General features: G+C 46.0%; 6 protein-coding genes. 3 read left to right on the forward strand and 3 right to left on the reverse strand.

Annotated features, from left to right (window positions below):
- Positions 1–5: 5 nt before the first annotated feature.
- Positions 6–1247 (reverse strand): transcription termination factor NusA, encoded by a 1242-nt coding sequence (gene nusA, locus ACOQON_RS15975; protein WP_420576424.1) that lies wholly within the window; start codon positions 1245–1247, stop codon positions 6–8.
- 1 nt (position 1248) lies between these two features.
- Positions 1249–1695: a ribosome maturation factor RimP gene (gene rimP, locus ACOQON_RS15980; protein WP_420576425.1), complete on the reverse strand. Its 447-nt coding sequence runs from the start codon at positions 1693–1695 to the stop codon at positions 1249–1251.
- 328 nt (positions 1696–2023) lie between these two features.
- Between rimP and ACOQON_RS15985 the strand changes: the two genes are divergently transcribed.
- From ACOQON_RS15985 to ACOQON_RS15995, 3 genes are read left to right on the forward strand one after another with little or no spacing between them, the layout of a single operon-like run.
- Positions 2024–13153, forward strand: coding sequence for a tail fiber domain-containing protein (locus ACOQON_RS15985; RefSeq protein ID WP_420576426.1), 11130 nt, complete (start codon positions 2024–2026; stop codon positions 13151–13153).
- Complete coding sequence (locus ACOQON_RS15990; protein WP_420576427.1) at positions 13154–14371, forward strand: gliding motility-associated C-terminal domain-containing protein; 1218 nt, start codon at positions 13154–13156, stop codon at positions 14369–14371.
- Complete coding sequence (locus ACOQON_RS15995) at positions 14368–15405, forward strand: PorP/SprF family type IX secretion system membrane protein (RefSeq protein ID WP_420576428.1); 1038 nt, start codon at positions 14368–14370, stop codon at positions 15403–15405. Before ACOQON_RS15990 ends, ACOQON_RS15995 begins: the two co-directional genes overlap by 4 nt.
- On the opposite strand, the gene ACOQON_RS16000 is transcribed toward ACOQON_RS15995, so the two are convergent.
- A complete protein-coding gene (locus ACOQON_RS16000) occupies positions 15402–19457 on the reverse strand; it encodes an OmpA family protein (RefSeq protein ID WP_420576429.1) in 4056 nt (1351 codons plus the stop codon). The two genes, ACOQON_RS15995 and ACOQON_RS16000, sit on opposite strands and share 4 nt — an antisense overlap.
- Between the last annotated feature and the right edge of the window lie 6 nt (positions 19458–19463).

The following is a 19463-nucleotide window of genomic DNA, read 5'->3' on the forward strand; positions in this document are numbered from 1 at the left end:
TTAGTTTATTCAAATTCCTGGCTCAGAACTCGAATCACTTCATGTACTGTTTCTTCCTCTAAATCTGTTCTTCTCACCAGGTCATCGGTACCAAGTCTTAAAACACTTTTAGCTGTATCCAAGCCTACACGTTTTAGCTCGTCGATAACCCAATCTTCCAATTCATCAGTAAACTCATCCAGATCCACATCTTCCTCTGAACTTTCATCCAGTTCACGAAAGACATCAATCTCCATTCCCACCAATTTACTAGCCAATTTAATGTTTTGACCACCTTTTCCAATAGCCAAAGATACCTGATCTGGCTTGAGATAAACAGATACCCTGTCTTTCTCTTCGCTTATTTTCATACTTGTGATCTTCGCAGGGCTCAATGCACGAGCCAAATAAAGCTCAAGATTGTCGGTGAAATTGATTACATCAATGTTTTCATTTTGAAGCTCTCGTACGATTGAGTGAATCCGTGACCCCTTCATTCCTACACACGCACCCACCGGATCAATCCTATCGTCGTAAGACTCTACCGCTACTTTTGCTCTTTCACCAGGCTCTCTAACAACGTTTTTAATTGTAATCAATCCGTCATAAACTTCAGGGACTTCCGCCTCAAAAAGTCTTTCAAGGAAAACTGGAGATGTTCTGGAAAGAATAATCTTTGGATTACCATTTACCATTTCTGCTCTATGCACGATTGCACGTACTGTATCGCCTTTTCTATATCTATCTTTAGGAATTTGTTCACTTTTCGGGATTGTCAACTCATTTCCTTCACCGTCAGTAAGAAGCACCTCTCGACCTAATACCTGATAAACTTCGCCCTGAATGATCTCTCCTACTAAATCCTTGTACTTCTGAAAAAGGATATCCTTTTCAAGATCCTTGATTTTTTGAATGAGCGTTTGTCGAGCCGTCATCACTGCTCTTCTCCCAAAATCCTCAAGCTTAATTTCCTCCGCAACTTCTTCTCCTATTTCGAAATCGGGCTCGATTTCACGAGCTTCGGTCAAACTTATCTTATCATGATCCCAAATATCTTCTGAGTTGTCATCCACAATTTCACGGAATCTCCATATCTCAAGATCTCCATTGTCTGCGTTGATTACAATATCGAAGTTGTCGTCGGTCTCGTATTTCTTCCTGATCATCGTTCTGAATACATCTTCCAGAATTCTGATCATGGTTGGGCGGTCAATGTTTTTGCCTCTGGCAAAGTCCGCAAACGAATCAATTAATACTGACGCTTCCATCTTATTTAAATGATACTTTAACTTTTGATTGTTTTATTTCTTCAAACTTCAGCGATCGGTTTTCTTTTTTTCCTTTCAAAACGATCGCGTCATTATTTACTTCTAACAGTTCACCTTCCTCTTTTGTGCCAGTTGTCATTTCGACATCCAGAATTCGACCTACATTCTTCATATACTGCCTATGGAGGGTAATTGGAAAATCTAATCCCGGAGAAGACACTTCGAGCGTGTATTTACCCGAAAAAAAATCTGCTTCTTCCAATTCGGAACCAATCTTCCTACTAATTCTGCTGCACTCATCAATAGAAATTCCCTCATCACCATCCACAAAAACCAGCACCTTCTGATTTCCTGTGTTTCCTTTGACTTTAACGTCTACTAAAAACAAAGAATTATTTTCAGAAATTGCCTCTTCTGCCAACTCCCTTATTATCTGCTCTTCTTTCATTTCTATGAATGAAAAGAGGGGACTGATGTCCCCTCTTTCGGTATTCTGATAATTAACTGGGTACAAAGGTAGGAAACTAAAATGGAAATCTGCTATTATGCTCAAAAAATATCGTGATTCTCTGAATCGGATTCTATTTAAATACCAAAACCAATCATTCATCTAAAGTTGTACCCCATAACACGTTGATTTTTTGGAAATTATAGCCCATTGGTCTAATTTTTACACTCAGTTTTGGAATAGTCTCACCGCCCAATTTTTAACCAATTGATAAACCAAAAAAGTCCAACCGCTTAGGTTAGCCTTAGTTCAATAAATATCCCCAATTATGAGCTTTAATAAGAGCGCAGTGTTTACTGCATTTATTCTAGCCTACACTTTGTCTTTCGCACAAGACAATTCCGTAGGAATTAATACAAATTCTCCAAACTCCAATGCGGTGCTGGAGCTAGTTTCACCAAACTCTGACCAAGGGTTCCTTGTGCCTAGATTATCAACATCTCAGCGGACTTCAATGTCTCTGAACAATCAGGATAATGGGTTGATGGTTTTTGATACAGACCTGGACCTCTTCTTCTATTGGAACAATGGAAGCTGGAAAGCAGGACTAGGTGTGATAAATGTAACTACGGCAGGTGGGGATCTGACTGGTAGTTATCCAAACCCTGTTATTAGAACTGCGGCCGTAACCGAACCAAAAATAGCTGATGGGGCAATATCAACAGACAAACTTCAAAACAGTAGTGTAACAACAGACAAAATAAACAATGGTGCTGTCACCACACAAAAAATTGCTGACCTGGCTGTAACAGGAAATAAGTTGGAAAACATCAGCAGCATTAGTGCTGGTACCTACGGGACTGACGCATTTAATGTCTTGCAACTTACCGTTGATCAAAAAGGTCGAATTACCGGGATTTCTGAAGTTATTATTCAAATCGGCTCAGCTAACATAATAAATGGTTCAATTCAAAATGCTGATATCGCTAATGGAACAATTACCATTTCAAAGATTAATCCTCAGGGAAACACAAATGTTGTTTTAACGGTAAATGCTTCCGGGGGAGTTCAATGGACTGATCGAGCTGAATTTGCTTCATCAGCTCTTCCATTTAATAACATTTTCATCGGAAGCAGTTCTGGTGTTACTCAAGGATTGCCTGTCACAGGTGACATCTCACTGACTAATACAGGTACAGCCGCCAATGCTCAAATCCAACCCGGTGTAATTGTTAATGCTGATATCAACGCTTCGGCGGCTATCAATGCATCCAAAATAGCTGATGGCACGGTTTCCAATGCGGAATTCCAGAATATCAACAATCTGGATCAAAGAGTTGCCACTACGAATAATGTCACTTTTAATGATCTACAGGTCGACGGCACACTTGGACTTGCATCTGGTACTACCGTCAACGAGATTTCAATCGATGGAACCTTATCTGACAATAGCGATGATGCACTGCCTACCGAACAGGCTGTTAAAACATATGTTGATACAGAAGTATCGGACATCACACTTACTTCGGGTAGTGGTGTGACCATAGATGTGGATAACTCCATTGACTTAGGAGGAGACCTTGATCAGCCCACCACTGTTGGTATAACGACCGGCAACTCTATCTCTTTCACCGACGGCACCACCGCTAACGCACTCTCTATCGATGATGCAGGACAGATCACAGCAGATGGAAACATCGATGCGCAAAACGGAGTGGACGTGCTTGGAGGCAACCTCAATGTCACCAACAATGCCGACGTAGACGGTACGCTCGATGTAGCCGGACAAACCAGTTTAGCTGCAACAGGTGTAGCTACCAACGTCAGAGGTACACTCGATGTGGATGAAGCTGCCAACTTCGATGGAAACGTCGATGCACAAAATGGAGTCGATGTACTCGGTGGTAACCTCAACGTCACCAACGATGCGACCATCACCGGCAACACCCGCGTCGATGGCAACTTCCAGTTCGATGCTGCCGGCAACCCTGTCGACAACATCCGTACCGATGTACGAGCTACCGGACTCACCGATAACAACACCCTCGTCACCGAAACAGCCGTGCGTAGTGCCATCTCAGGTTCCGTCACCGCCGATAACGGACTTAACGAAGATCCCGATGGCAACATCCAACTCGGGGGGCCGCTACTGGAAAACACCACCATCACCAATAATGGATTTGACCTGGTCGTGGACGGATCTACAGGAGATGTCACCCTCGATCAAACAGGACTCATCACCGCTGGCAATGGAATCGATGTAACTGCCGGCGATGTGGACATCACCGATAACCTCAACGTCACTACCAATGCTGATGTAGACGGCACACTCGATGTAGCCGGACAAACCAGTTTAGCCGCTACAGGCGTAGCTACCAACATCAGAGGTACACTCGATGTGGATGAAGCGGCCAACTTCGATGGGAACGTCGATGCACAAAATGGTGTCGATGTACTCGGTGGCAATCTTAATGTTACCAACAATGCTGACGTAGACGGTACGCTCGATGTAGCCGGACAAACCAGTTTAGCCGCTACAGGGGTAGCTACCAACATCAGAGGTACACTCGATGTGGATGAAGCGGCCAACTTCGATGGGAACGTCGATGCACAAAACGGAGTAGACGTACTCGGTGGTAACCTCAACGTCACCAACGATGCGACCATCACCGGCAACACCCGCGTCGATGGTAACTTCCAGTTCGATGCTGCCGGCAACCCTGTCGACAACATCCGTACCGATGTACGGGCTACCGGACTGACCGATAATAACACCCTCGTCACCGAAACAGCCGTGCGTAGTGCCATCTCCGGATCAGTCACCGCCGATAACGGACTTAACGAAGATCCCGATGGCAACATCCAACTCGGGGGGCCGCTACTGGAAAACACCACCATCACCAATAATGGATTTGACCTGGTCGTGGACGGATCCACTGGAGATGTCACCCTCGACCAAACAGGTCTCATCACCGCTGGCAATGGAATCGATGTAACTGCTGGCGATGTGGACATCACCGATAACCTCAACGTCACTACCAATGCTGATGTAGACGGCACACTCGATGTAGCCGGACAAACCAGTTTAGCCGCTACAGGCGTAGCTACCAACATCAGAGGTACACTCGATGTGGATGAAGCGGCCAACTTCGATGGGAACGTCGATGCACAAAATGGTGTCGATGTACTCGGTGGCAATCTTAATGTTACCAACAATGCTGACGTAGACGGTACACTCGATGTAGCCGGACAAACCAGTTTAGCCGCTACAGGCGTAGCTACCAACATCAGAGGTACACTCGATGTGGATGAAGCGGCCAACTTCGATGGGAACGTCGATGCACAAAATGGTGTCGATGTACTCGGTGGCAATCTTAATGTTACCAACAATGCTGACGTAGACGGTACACTCGATGTAGCCGGACAAACCAGTTTAGCCGCTACAGGCGTAGCTACCAACATCAGAGGTACACTCGATGTGGATGAAGCGGCCAACTTCGATGGGAACGTCGATGCACAAAACGGAGTAGACGTACTCGGTGGTAACCTCAACGTCACCAACGATGCGACCATCACCGGCAACACCCGCGTCGATGGGAACTTCCAGTTCGATGCTGCCGGCAACCCTGTCGACAACATCCGTACCGATGTACGGGCTACCGGACTGACCGATAATAACACCCTCGTCACCGAAACAGCCGTGCGTAGTGCCATCTCCGGATCAGTCACCGCCGATAACGGACTTAACGAAGATCCCGATGGCAACATCCAACTCGGGGGACCGCTACTGGAAAACACCACCATCACCAATAATGGGTTTGACCTGGTCGTAGATGGATCTACAGGAGATGTCACCCTCGATCAAACAGGACTCATCACCGCTGGCAATGGTATCGATGTAACTGCCGGCGATGTGGACATCACCGATAACCTCAACGTCACTGCCAATGCTGATATCGACGGTACGCTCGATGTAGCCGGACAAACCAGTTTAGCCGCTACAGGCGTAGCTACCAACATCAGAGGTACACTCGATGTGGATGAAGCGGCCAACTTCGATGGGAACGTCGATGCACAAAACGGAGTAGACGTACTCGGTGGTAACCTCAACGTCACCAACGATGCGACCATCACCGGCAACACCCGCGTCGATGGTAACTTCCAGTTCGATGCTGCCGGCAACCCTGTCGACAACATCCGTACCGATGTACGGGCTACCGGACTGACCGATAATAACACCCTCGTCACCGAAACAGCCGTGCGTAGTGCCATCTCCGGATCAGTCACCGCCGATAACGGACTTAACGAAGATCCCGATGGCAACATCCAACTCGGGGGGCCGCTACTGGAAAACACCACCATCACCAATAATGGATTTGACCTGGTCGTGGACGGATCCACTGGAGATGTCACCCTCGACCAAACAGGTCTCATCACCGCTGGCAATGGAATCGATGTAACTGCTGGCGATGTGGACATCACCGATAACCTCAACGTCACTACCAATGCTGATGTAGACGGCACACTCGATGTAGCCGGACAAACCAGTTTAGCCGCTACAGGCGTAGCTACCAACATCAGAGGTACACTCGATGTGGATGAAGCGGCCAACTTCGATGGGAACGTCGATGCACAAAATGGTGTCGATGTACTCGGTGGCAATCTTAATGTTACCAACAATGCTGACGTAGACGGTACGCTCGATGTAGCCGGACAAACCAGTTTAGCTGCTACAGGGGTAGCTACCAACATCAGAGGTACACTCGATGTGGATGAAGCGGCCAACTTCGATGGGAACGTCGATGCACAAAACGGAGTAGACGTACTCGGTGGTAACCTCAACGTCACCAACGATGCGACCATCACCGGCAACACCCGCGTCGATGGGAACTTCCAGTTCGATGCTGCCGGCAACCCTGTCGACAACATCCGTACCGATGTACGGGCTACCGGACTGACCGATAATAACACCCTCGTCACCGAAACAGCCGTGCGTAGTGCCATCTCCGGATCCGTCACCGCCGATAACGGACTTAACGAAGATCCCGATGGCAACATCCAACTCGGGGGACCGCTACTGGAAAACACCACCATCACCAATAATGGATTTGACCTGGTCGTGGACGGATCCACTGGAGATGTCACCCTCGACCAAACAGGTCTCATCACCGCTGGCAATGGAATCGATGTAACTGCTGGCGATGTGGACATCACCGATAACCTCAACGTCACTACCAATGCTGATGTAGACGGTACACTCGATGTAGCCGGACAAACCAGTTTAGCTGCTACAGGGGTAGCTACCAACATCAGAGGTACACTCGATGTGGATGAAGCGGCCAACTTCGATGGGAACGTCGATGCACAAAACGGAGTAGACGTACTCGGTGGTAACCTCAACGTCACCAACGATGCGACCATCACCGGCAACACCCGCGTCGATGGTAACTTCCAGTTCGATGCTGCCGGCAACCCTGTCGACAACATCCGTACCGATGTACGGGCTACCGGACTGACCGATAATAACACCCTCGTCACCGAAACAGCCGTGCGTAGTGCCATCTCCGGATCAGTCACCGCCGATAACGGACTTAACGAAGATCCCGATGGCAACATCCAACTCGGGGGGCCGCTACTGGAAAACACCACCATCACCAATAATGGATTTGACCTGGTCGTGGACGGATCTACCGGAGATGTCACCCTCGACCAAACAGGTCTCATCACCGCTGGCAATGGAATCGATGTAACTGCTGGCGATGTGGACATCACCGATAACCTCAACGTCACTACCAATGCTGATGTAGACGGCACACTCGATGTAGCCGGACAAACCAGTTTAGCCGCTACAGGCGTAGCTACCAACATCAGAGGTACACTCGATGTGGATGAAGCGGCCAACTTCGATGGGAACGTCGATGCACAAAATGGTGTCGATGTACTCGGTGGCAATCTTAATGTTACCAACAATGCTGACGTAGACGGTACACTCGATGTAGCCGGACAAACCAGTTTAGCTGCTACAGGGGTAGCTACCAACATCAGAGGTACACTCGATGTGGATGAAGCTGCCAACTTCGATGGGAACGTCGATGCACAAAACGGAGTAGACGTGCTTGGAGGCAATCTTAATGTTACCAACAACACCGACGTAGACGGTACACTTGATGTGGCCGGACAAACCAGTTTAGCTGCTACAGGGGTAGCTACCAACATCAGAGGTACACTCGATGTGGATGAAGCTGCCAACTTCGATGGGAACGTCGATGCACAAAATGGTGTCGATGTACTCGGTGGTAACCTCAACGTCACCAACGATGCGACCATCACCGGCAACACCCGCGTCGATGGGAACTTCCAGTTCGATGCTGCCGGCAACCCTGTCGACAACATCCGTACCGATGTACGGGCTACCGGACTGACCGATAACAACACCCTCGTCACCGAAACAGCCGTGCGTAGTGCCGTAGAATCCATCAATAGCAATCTGCAGACTGAACTCGATGACACCCAAACAGGAGCAGGATTAGGTACCGATGGATCGTACAACACTAACTCCGGCACCAACTACATCGACGCTGCTGGATCACTCGATGCAGCCGACGACCTGCTCGATGCTGCTATCGCTGGCGTGCAAGCCGATGTGGATGCCAATGAGGTAGATGCAGATGCTACTCAGTCCGAACTTGATGTTACTCAAGGTGGGGCGGGACTAAATGCCGATGGTACTTACACCGGTAAAACAGGAACTAACTACATCGACGGACAGGCTAGCCTGGATGCAGTGGACTTGGCACTCGATGCAGCCATCAACACCGTCGCTACTTCCAATGCAGGGGTGCAGACTGAACTCGATGACACCCAAACAGGAGCAGGATTAGGTACCGATGGATCGTACAACACTAACTCCGGCACCAACTACATCGACGCTGCTGGATCACTCGATGCAGCCGACGACCTGCTCGATGCTGCTATCGCTGGCGTGCAAGCCGATGTGGATGCTAATGAAGTGGATGCAGATGCTACTCAGTCCGAACTTGATGTTACTCAAGGTGGGGCGGGACTAAATGCCGATGGTACTTACACCGGTAAAACAGGAACTAACTACATCGACGGACAGGCTAGCCTGGATGCAGTGGACTTGGCACTCGATGCAGCCATCAACACCGTCGCTACTTCCAATGCAGGGGTGCAGACCGAACTCGATGACACCCAAACAGGAGCAGGATTAGGTACCGATGGATCGTACAACACTAACTCCGGCACCAACTACATCGATGTAGCTGGATCACTCGATGCAGCCGATGACTTACTCGATGCAGCTATCGCTGGCGTGCAAGCCGATGTGGATGCCAATGAGGTAGATGCAGATGCTACTCAGGCCGAACTTGATGTTACTCAAGGTGGGGCGGGACTAAATGCCGATGGTACTTACACCGGTAAAACAGGAACTAACTACATCGACGGACAGGCTAGCCTGGATGCAGTGGACTTGGCACTCGATGCAGCCATCAACACCGTCGCTACTTCCAATGCAGGGGTGCAGACTGAACTCGATGACACCCAAACAGGAGCAGGATTAGGTACCGATGGATCGTACAACACTAACTCCGGCACCAACTACATCGACGCTGCTGGATCACTCGATGCCGCCGACGACCTGCTCGATGCTGCTATCGCTGGCGTGCAAGCCGATGTGGATGCTAATGAAGTGGATGCAGATGCTACTCAGTCCGAACTTGATGTTACTCAAGGTGGGGCGGGACTAAATGCCGATGGTACTTACACCGGTAAAACAGGAACTAACTACATCGACGGACAGGCTAGCCTGGATGCAGTGGACTTGGCACTCGATGCAGCCATCAACACCGTCGCTACTTCCAATGCAGGGGTGCAGACTGAACTCGATGACACCCAAACAGGAGCAGGATTAGGTACCGATGGATCGTACAACACTAACTCCGGCACCAACTACATCGATGGCGCTACTTCACTCGATGCAGCCGATGACTTACTAGATGCGGCCATCGCTGGCGTGCAGGCCGATGTGGATGCCAATGAGGTAGATGCAGATGCTACTCAGGCCGAACTTGATGTTACTCAAGGTGGGGCGGGACTAAATGCCGATGGTACTTACACCGGTAAAACAGGAACTAACTACATCGACGGACAGGCTAGTCTTGATGCAGTGGACTTAGCACTCGATGCGGCCATCAACACCGTCGCTACTTCCAATGCAGGGGTGCAGACCGAACTCGATGATACACAAACAGGAGCAGGACTTGCCGGGGATGGATCCTATAACGCCAACACCGGCACCAACTACATCGATGGCGCTACTTCACTCGATGCAGCCGATGACTTACTAGATGCGGCCATCGCTGGCGTACAAGCCGATGTGGATGCCAATGAAACAGATTCTGATAATGCCGATGCGGCTATCCAAACTGAACTGGATGCCGTAGAGACAGGCGCTGGCCTGAGTGCAACAGGTACCTACGTGACCAACACCGGAACTAACTACATCGATGGCGCTACTTCACTCGACAATGCCGATGATCTGCTCGATGCGGCCATCAACACCGTCGCTACTTCCAATGCAGGGGTGCAGACCGAACTCGATGATACCCAAACAGGAGCCGGATTAGGTACCGATGGATCTTACAACACTAACTCCGGCACCAACTACATCGATGCAGCTGGATCACTCGATGCGGCTGACGACCTGCTCGATGCGGCCATCGCTGGCGTGCAGGCCGATGTGGATGCCAATGAAACAGATTCTGATAATGCCGATGCGGCTATCCAAACTGAACTGGATGCCGTAGAGACAGGCGCTGGCCTGAGTGCAACAGGTACCTACGTGACCAACACCGGAACTAACTACATCGATGGCGCTACTTCACTCGACAATGCCGATGATCTGCTCGATGCGGCCATCAACACCGTCGCTACTTCCAATGCAGGGGTGCAGACCGAACTCGATGATACCCAAACAGGAGCAGGACTTGCCGGGGATGGATCCTATAACGCCAACACCGGCACCAACTACATCGATGGCGCTACTTCACTCGATGCAGCCGATGACTTACTAGATGCGGCCATCGCTGGCGTGCAGGCCGATGTGGATGCCAATGAGGTAGATGCAGATGCTACTCAGGCCGAACTTGATGTTACTCAAGGTGGGGCGGGACTAAATGCCGATGGTACTTACACCGGTAAAACAGGAACTAACTACATCGACGGACAGGCTAGTCTTGATGCAGTGGACTTAGCACTCGATGCGGCCATCAACACCGTCGCTACTTCCAATGCAGGGGTGCAAACTGAACTCGATGATACACAAACAGGAGCAGGACTTGCCGGGGATGGATCCTATAACGCCAACACCGGCACCAACTACATTGATGCAGCTGGATCACTCGATGCGGCCGATGACCTGCTCGATGCGGCCATCGCTGGCGTGCAGGCCGATGTGGATGCCAATGAGGTAGATGCAGATGCTACTCAGGCCGAACTTGATGTTACTCAAGGTGGGGCGGGACTAAATGCCGATGGTACTTACACCGGTAAAACAGGAACTAACTACATCGACGGACAGGCTAGTCTTGATGCAGTGGACTTAGCACTCGATGCGGCCATCAACACCGTCGCTACTTCCAATGCAGGGGTGCAGACCGAACTCGATGATACCCAAACAGGAGCAGGACTTGCCGGGGATGGATCCTATAACGCCAACACCGGCACCAACTACATCGATGGCGCTACTTCACTCGATGCAGCCGATGACTTACTAGATGCGGCCATCGCTGGCGTGCAGGCCGATGTGGATGCCAATGAAACAGATTCTGATAATGCCGATGCGGCTATCCAAACTGAACTGGATGCCGTAGAGACAGGCGCTGGCCTGAGTGCAACAGGTACCTACGTGACCAACACCGGAACTAACTACATCGATGGCGCTACTTCACTCGACAATGCCGATGATCTGCTCGATGCGGCCATCAACACCGTAGCTACTTCCAATGCAGGGGTGCAAACTGAACTCGATGATACACAAACAGGAGCAGGATTAGGTACCGATGGATCGTACAACACTAACTCCGGTACCAACTACATCGACGCTGCTGGATCACTCGATGCAGCCGACGACCTGCTCGATGCAGCCATCGCTGGCGTGCAAGCCGATGTGGATGCCAATGAAGTGGATGCAGATGCTACTCAGGCCGAACTTGATGTTACTCAAGGTGGGGCGGGACTAAATGCCGATGGTACTTACACCGCAAATGGAACTGCGAATTACATCAGTTCTTCCACCTCATTGGTAGATGCCGATAATAGCCTTGATGCACAAGTTAAGATCAATGCAGACGCAATAGCAGCTGGTGACCTAACTGATGATCAAGATTTATCTCTAACCGGAAGTACACTTTCACTTACAAATGATGGAACCACCGTTGATCTTTCAGGTTTCCTTGATAATACGGATAATCAGGATCTTACCTTAACGGCAAACACACTCTCATTGACAAATGACGTTTCAACTGTAGATCTCTCTGGCTATTTGGACAATACAGATAATCAAGATTTATCACTTACAGGTAACAGTCTTTCTTTGACAAATGATGCAACACCAGTTGACCTTTCTGGGTATCTGGATAACACGGATTCTCAGAACTTAGATTTTACAGCAGGAGTAATAACTCTAAGTGGTGATCCAGATGCCACCAGCATTGATCTAAGTAATTATGATACGGATGCTTCCGATGATGTAAATAACGGAGACTCCCCTGCCGCAGGAGACATCTCAGGTTCCTATTCAACTGGGTTTACTGTGGACAATGTGGATTATGCTAACATTTCCAATTTGCCAACAAACTTAGACACAGATGCAACTGATGATATCACTACGTCGAACATCGGTAGTTTATCTTCAAATATTTCTACTTCTGGTACTTTAGGAGCAGGCGCGACTACAGTATCAAGCTTGACTGTTTCTAATTTGGCAGGAGGTACTACGGGAGGAACCTTAACAATTGATGGCTCTGGAACAATGAGTGTATCATCTGATAGAAGACTTAAAGAGAACATAGAGCTTCTTCAAAACACGCTTTCTAAACTCAACCAACTTGGTGGTTATAACTACAACTATAAAGCTGATGATAAGAAGAAAAAACAAATAGGTGTAATTGCTCAGGAGCTTCAAAAAGTATTCCCTGAATTAGTAAAAGAAGATGATAGAGGTTATTTAATGGTGAATTATCAAGGGCTTATCCCTGTACTAATGCAAGCCATCAAAGAGCAGCAGCTCGAAATCTCTCAACTGAATCAGAAAGTAGTAAATCAGGAATCTAAACTTTCTCAGCTTGAGTCTGACAATAAAGAGATGAAGAATGACCTTGATCTAATTAAAAAGATGCTGATGGGTGATAAAACTGCTAAAGAGGACAACAAATAAATGAGAAAGGTAATCACCATATTGCTTCTCTTTCCTTCCATACTTTTTGGACAAATGCACATTCAAAGCAATGCCCTTGTGCATGTCGCTGAAGGAGCCAACCTCGAAGTAGGAGGTGATCTCAACAATAGGGGTGCTATACAAAATATTGGCACAATTACTCTTTACAAGGACTGGATTACAAACGGAAACTTCAATGGAGAATTAGGTAGTATTCAATTTATTGGTATTTCTGATCAGCTAGCCCCAACTGGAGTTCTAACAACGAGTGAATTAATAATCAACTCACTTGGAAATGTGAGCTTTCCCGGATCTGATTATACGGTAACGGATCGTTTGGAGCTACGTTTTGGAAATATCGTGCCAAGTGAATCTACCCGTTTTGTTTTAGGTCAAAATGCTCGGGTTTTAGGAGGATCGGTTGATTCGTATTTTGAAGGAAGTTTAATCACCAGGGGGAGTGGAATCAAAACTTTCCCGGTTGGTTTTAATGGCGTTTATTCACCAATCACCTTGCTGGATGTTTTTGGTTTGAATACAGAAATTCAAGCTTCCTATTCCCGAGAGAATCCAGTCGATCCGGTTCCCGGCGATAGCTTGTTGGGTGTTTCCCATCGAGGGCTTTGGGAACTGGAGTTACTAAACGGAGGTACCGATGTGACTCAGATTGAGCTACAGTATAGCGAGGAAGATTTAAGCGACTTTAGAATCTTCAATAACATTCGTCATCGTGTCAATGCCCCGGCAGTTGCCTATGCATTCAATCCTGAGGGAATCTACGAATCGCTTGGTATTGAATCCTTGGTGAACTCTGACACATTGACTTATGGAACCATCGTCAGCAAAACACCTTTGTCGTTTACATTGGGTCAAAAAGTGTATCTGGCAATGGCACTAGCGCCGAGAATACCCACTGATGGTCTTTATTATATACCGGAAGCTTTTTCACCACAAGCAAGTGACACGAGGAACCAGACTTTTAGGGTTTTTGGAGAAGGAATTGTCGAGCAGGGGTTTGATCTTCAGATCTATAACAGATATGGTGTAAATGTCTTTTCTACCACATCATTTAAGGAGGCAAACGAAAATGGATGGAATGGTGAAAATCAAAAAACAGGTGCAGAAGAACCCACCGGCATATACTACTATACTGTAAAATTTAGATTTAGGACAGGATTGCCAGTACAAAAGTCAGGAGTATTTTATTTAATAAGATGAGACGAATCACCACCATATTGCTTTTGTTTTCCTCCTTTCTTTCGATTGGACAGGATGCTCAATTTTCACAATACTATGCCGCATCTCTTTATTTGAATCCAGGTTTTAGTGGTATCTATAATGATCCGTCATTTCACCTAAATCATAAACGACAACTTCAAAGTGTAGATGTGATCAATGAGCTCACTCAAGTTTCATTCATCTTCCCTATTAAGCCAAACGGCCAGCATGAGAGGTCCATTGGTGGTGCAGGAATTATGGCATTCAATGAAAAGAGCGGATTTCGTGGAGTATATGAACGCAGTTCAATCTTTGCTAATTATGCCCATAATATAAAGTTTGGTTTATTGAGCACCTATCTGGTTTCTCTTGGTGTTCAGGTAGGATACGAATTGAGGAAGTTGGATTTCAGCAATCTATCATGGGGCTCACAGTATAATCCGTTTTTTGGTTATGACAATTCCCTTCCAATTCCTGTTACTGAGTTTAATGACCAGCAAAACAACATTGTAGTAAATGCAGGTATCATGTACTACTTCAATCCTGAAAGAAATTATTTGCTACACTCTTATAGTGGGTTTTTAGGAGTCTCAGCTACTAATCTTAACCAACCAAACATCTCTTTCACAACCGATATAGAGAGTGATGCACCAATGCTTTTTAAATACAATGGTGGAATTGAGTTTAAATTTGACAAATTCTTTTTTATGCCCAGCCTCTTATACTTGAACCTACGGAATAACCACCAGTTCAATGCCGGTATCAATGTCGCTTATTCACCCGGAGCTGGAAGATATCGTGCCAAAGGAAGTCAGTTGCTGTTTGGTGCCTGGTACAGGTTAAGGGACTCATTCATCTTTATGGGAGGGGTCAAACTCCAATCACTCACAGTAAGAGTTAGCTATGACATGAATAGCACCTTGTTCGATCCCAACCGAAATATTAATCTGGCACAAAACTCAATGGAAATATCTATCCAATACTCCTTGTCCAAAAATGCCGGAGCGAAAAGAGCTACAAATCCATTATTCTAATTCTTCTTGTATATAATCAATCGTTGACCAGATTTCAGAGTGGTAGAATTTAGTCTATTCTGCTCCATTATTATCTCTTCCGGGACATTGAATTTTTTAGAAACACTCTGAATAGTTTCTCCTTCCTTCACGAAATAAACAAAGTCACTGTCGCTTTCAATATCAGCAGGAACCAGCAAATCATAGTTTGGTTCCACTTGCTGAGTTATGCGAATTGGTCGATAAGCCTCGAGATCTCCTTCCAGCCCGTTGAGCTTTCTGATTTCCTGATCAGAAATATTCATACTGTTTGCTAAGCTGGATATGGTTGCACCTGGCCTAATCAAATAAAACTGACCGAAATCTTGTCTGTTGGACCCAATAAGTCTCACATCGATTCTTCTATTTAGTTGCCTTCCAAATGGGCTATTATTATCTGCGATTGGTCTTTCTGAACCATGCCAAATCACTGAAATGTCTGACTTATCTATTCCTTTTGAAATCAGGTAATCCCTTGCCGCATAACCACGATCTTTACTCAAAGCCAGGTTATAGTCTGCTGCCCCTGTAGCATCAGTATGCGATTCAATCTCGATTTTAGCTCCACCATTAACAAAGGCTTCAGCTACATCATCAAGTAAGATTTTTACTTCCGGCCTCAACTCCGAAGCATCAACATCAAAGAATGCTCTTGTGGCGTTAGTAACAAGTGTAGTTGCTTTTGTTCTTCTTCCCTCAACAACAAAATCCTCCAGGGAAACGGGCTCTGCACTATTCGCCTTTTTGAACGTAAGATCATACTTAGCAGGTGGTACTGTAAACTCAAATTCACCCGCTCTATTGGTATATCCTTCGATTACTGTTTTGTTATTATCAAATGAGATCAGAGTAATGGAATATGACGAGAGTGGACTTCCTGAATTGCTTCCTACTAACCTACCATTAATGATAATTTCATCATAGCCTTCAATTTTATTAATCGGTAGTTCAATTCGTATCTCATCAAGTTCTTCTGAAGCAAGAATGTCCTCAGCTCCTAATATCTTCTCAGCTCCTGAGTGCTCAATGTTCTCCTGCGTAGCTAACGCCATCAGGTCAACTGGTGCAGTGTCAACATCTTTCGCATCTACCGCTAAATTATCAGTCAAAATCCGTTGATTGTTGAATCTGAATTTTTTGATCTTCTCTAGGAGATCAAGTTCGCTTGAGGTGAGTTGAGATCTAGCGCTTGCATCTCGTGACGGTAGTACATAATTACCGTTTCTTTTTGGCAATCCCTTATCTAATACTATCCTGCTTATAAATCCTTTTCTATCCTCAGCCAGATTATCATAATAAACAAAAGCATCCCTGATGTATGCTCTCTCATTTTGCTTTATCTCCTGACCAGATACTTTTTTAGCAAGAGCGGCTGTATAAACTTTTTCTCTACTGGAAAGCTCTGGCAACTTGCTTTCATCCTTCAGTCTCAATGCTCTGTCGGAATACTTTAATGTGATGTAATCAAGCGCTATCACATTATCAATCGCACGTTTTTTAGCTTCACTAAGTGCTTCGTATTGGTTGATATCAGCTTGTGTCAACCTCGCAGACGGGTCTCCGGTTATTGCCTCACCACTCTGACTCACAACAGGTGTCGAAGGATTGAGGAAGACAGGCTCTGGCTGAGTCATATAAGAATCATAAGCTGATCTCACGAATCGTTCTACTGCCTTTTTCTGCTCTTCATTTAATTCTGGCCTCATTGCCAGCAATTTTGCAACAGTTTCATCTGCAGAATCGCCAATGGCTGATTGAATTTCCGATTGAGAGAAAGTTGTCTCCGTTAAATAGATACTTGAATTAGCCAAGTTGGAGATTTGTTTCAAAAGCAGTTTATCTAATCTACTCTGCTCAGCCGAATTCTTATTCTTATAAACTTCCAGGTCTGAGTTTTTTACATTTTGATCAAAATTTGAAATATCAGAAACCATAAAAGTGTTAGCAATGGATTTCAATCGCTCCTTATCCAAATCATTTAACGATTCATAATAATCCCTATCCTCTTTTAGCAGCTTATATTTCTCTTCACTACTCATGGCAATCAATTTCTCCTGAACAGCTGCTTTTACATCATCCAATGATTCCTGATTATCTCTCAGAAATACCTTTTCATTCATGTCATATTGTATGGCATCCAGATTTCTTCTCTGTTTTAAGAATTTGATTGCAATACCATCGATACTCTTCTGCTCTTTAGGCGCAAAGGAATTATACGTAGGAGTAGCTGGCCTAAATGCTTGCGCATTTTTCAACCGGTCTGAAATAAGAACATCTATTTTCTCTCTCTCATCTGAGCTTACTGAGCTATAAAAGCCAAACACATCATTAGACATGCTTACACTGTTACCCATACCCTGCTGCTCTAAATAGGTAGTAACAATGTTGTCCACTTTGCGTCTTTTATCTACGCTTAACTGTTGATAATAATAATCATCTTCTGTTCGAATGGACCTGATCATATTGCTGGTCATTTTTCTAACCCGTGCCTTTACGATCCGATCAATTCGCTCTTTGTCATCTTTGCTCAAGGAATTGTACACAGCCAGCTGACGATCCGTCAGTATTAAATCCACATCTGAAACGGAAGAAGAAAGCATCCGCGAGATAATCTGGTTGATGATTTCTGTCTCATTACTGTCGAAATTGTAGTCATCTGTAAAAAGCGAATTACGGCCAGCGATCGTCCCCTCACTCGATACTTCGGAAATGATGTTCCCTTTTGACTGAATATTGAATCCATAGATATCAAATTGTCCGACTCCTTCCTCGCGATTAGAAGAAAGGTACCCCTTCTTATTTCCTAAGAAAAAGAAAATGTCGTCGCGATAAGAATTGAATGGGATCCCAGCATTGTATATTTCTGCTGATTCCAATTTGGCTCCTCTAGCAACGAAAATATCATACCCACCAAATCCTCTGTGACCATTTGAAGCAAAGAATAATACCCGCTCATCGGCATCATAGAAAGGGGAAATTTCATTAAATGGTGTATTAATTTGATTTCCTAAATGAATTGGAGGCCCCCAATTATCTCCTCCGGCATTGATACTCATATAAATATCCAACTCACCCATTCCGCCTTCTCGATCTGAAACATAAAAAAGGGTGTCTCCCCCTGGCGTCAAACTTGGATGCTTTGAGTTAAAGCCATACTCATTGATGTTGTGGTTTAATGGAAGCGGTTCACTCCATCTTCCTCCTTCCAGCTTAGAAACATAGATGTGACACACACTTCCCTCCTCATCGCAGTTTGTATAGTAAAACTTGTCTCGCTCTCTGTTGAATGATCCTGATCCGTCACCATATTTTGTGTTGATCATTTTCTCAAATCGATCATTAGGATCATAAGCTTCCCAACTTCCGCCCTGATTTGAAAATCGGAATAAATCAGCGAAAGCCTCTCCAAACTGATTGTCCACTAAACTCCCTTTGCCACTGCTTCTTGCAGATGTAAGGCATACCACCCCATCATCTCCTACACTAAACGCAGCATAATCGTTGTATTCTGAGTTCAGCGGTGCACTCAAAGGTTGAAATTGATAATCAGGGTGAACCATGGTGATTTGATTCAATGCCAGCTGACATCCGTCAATTTCAATCTTTGCCTGTTTATAATAATATCGAAACTGCTCCGACTCATGCTGGCCACTCGTTACTAACAGTTGCCTAAACTCTTTGAAATTCTTCATGGCCGCATCGTATTGGCCCTTCAGCTTCTGCATCATGGCGTGATAATATCCTGCAAGGGGATAGCGTGAATCCTGTCCGCCTGACGTCATTTGCTCGTAATAATACTCAGCGTTTTCATATTGCTGAGTCAGCCTGTAGGATTCAGCCAGTTGGTATTGAGCTTTGATATTATCCGGGTATTCCTCAAGGGCTGCTTTGTAGTAGCGTATGGCCTCCATATAATAGCCATCCTTAAAATAATCATCTCCGGCTTTTACCCGAACAGAGGATTTCATCTGATCATTTTGCGCCAAAACACCGGCGGCTATTAACAAGGAAAATAGAAAAACAAATTTTTTCATGTCATT

The sequence above is a fragment of the Ekhidna sp. genome (genome assembly GCF_965221965.1).
Taxonomy (GTDB): Bacteria; Bacteroidota; Bacteroidia; order Cytophagales; family Cyclobacteriaceae; genus Ekhidna.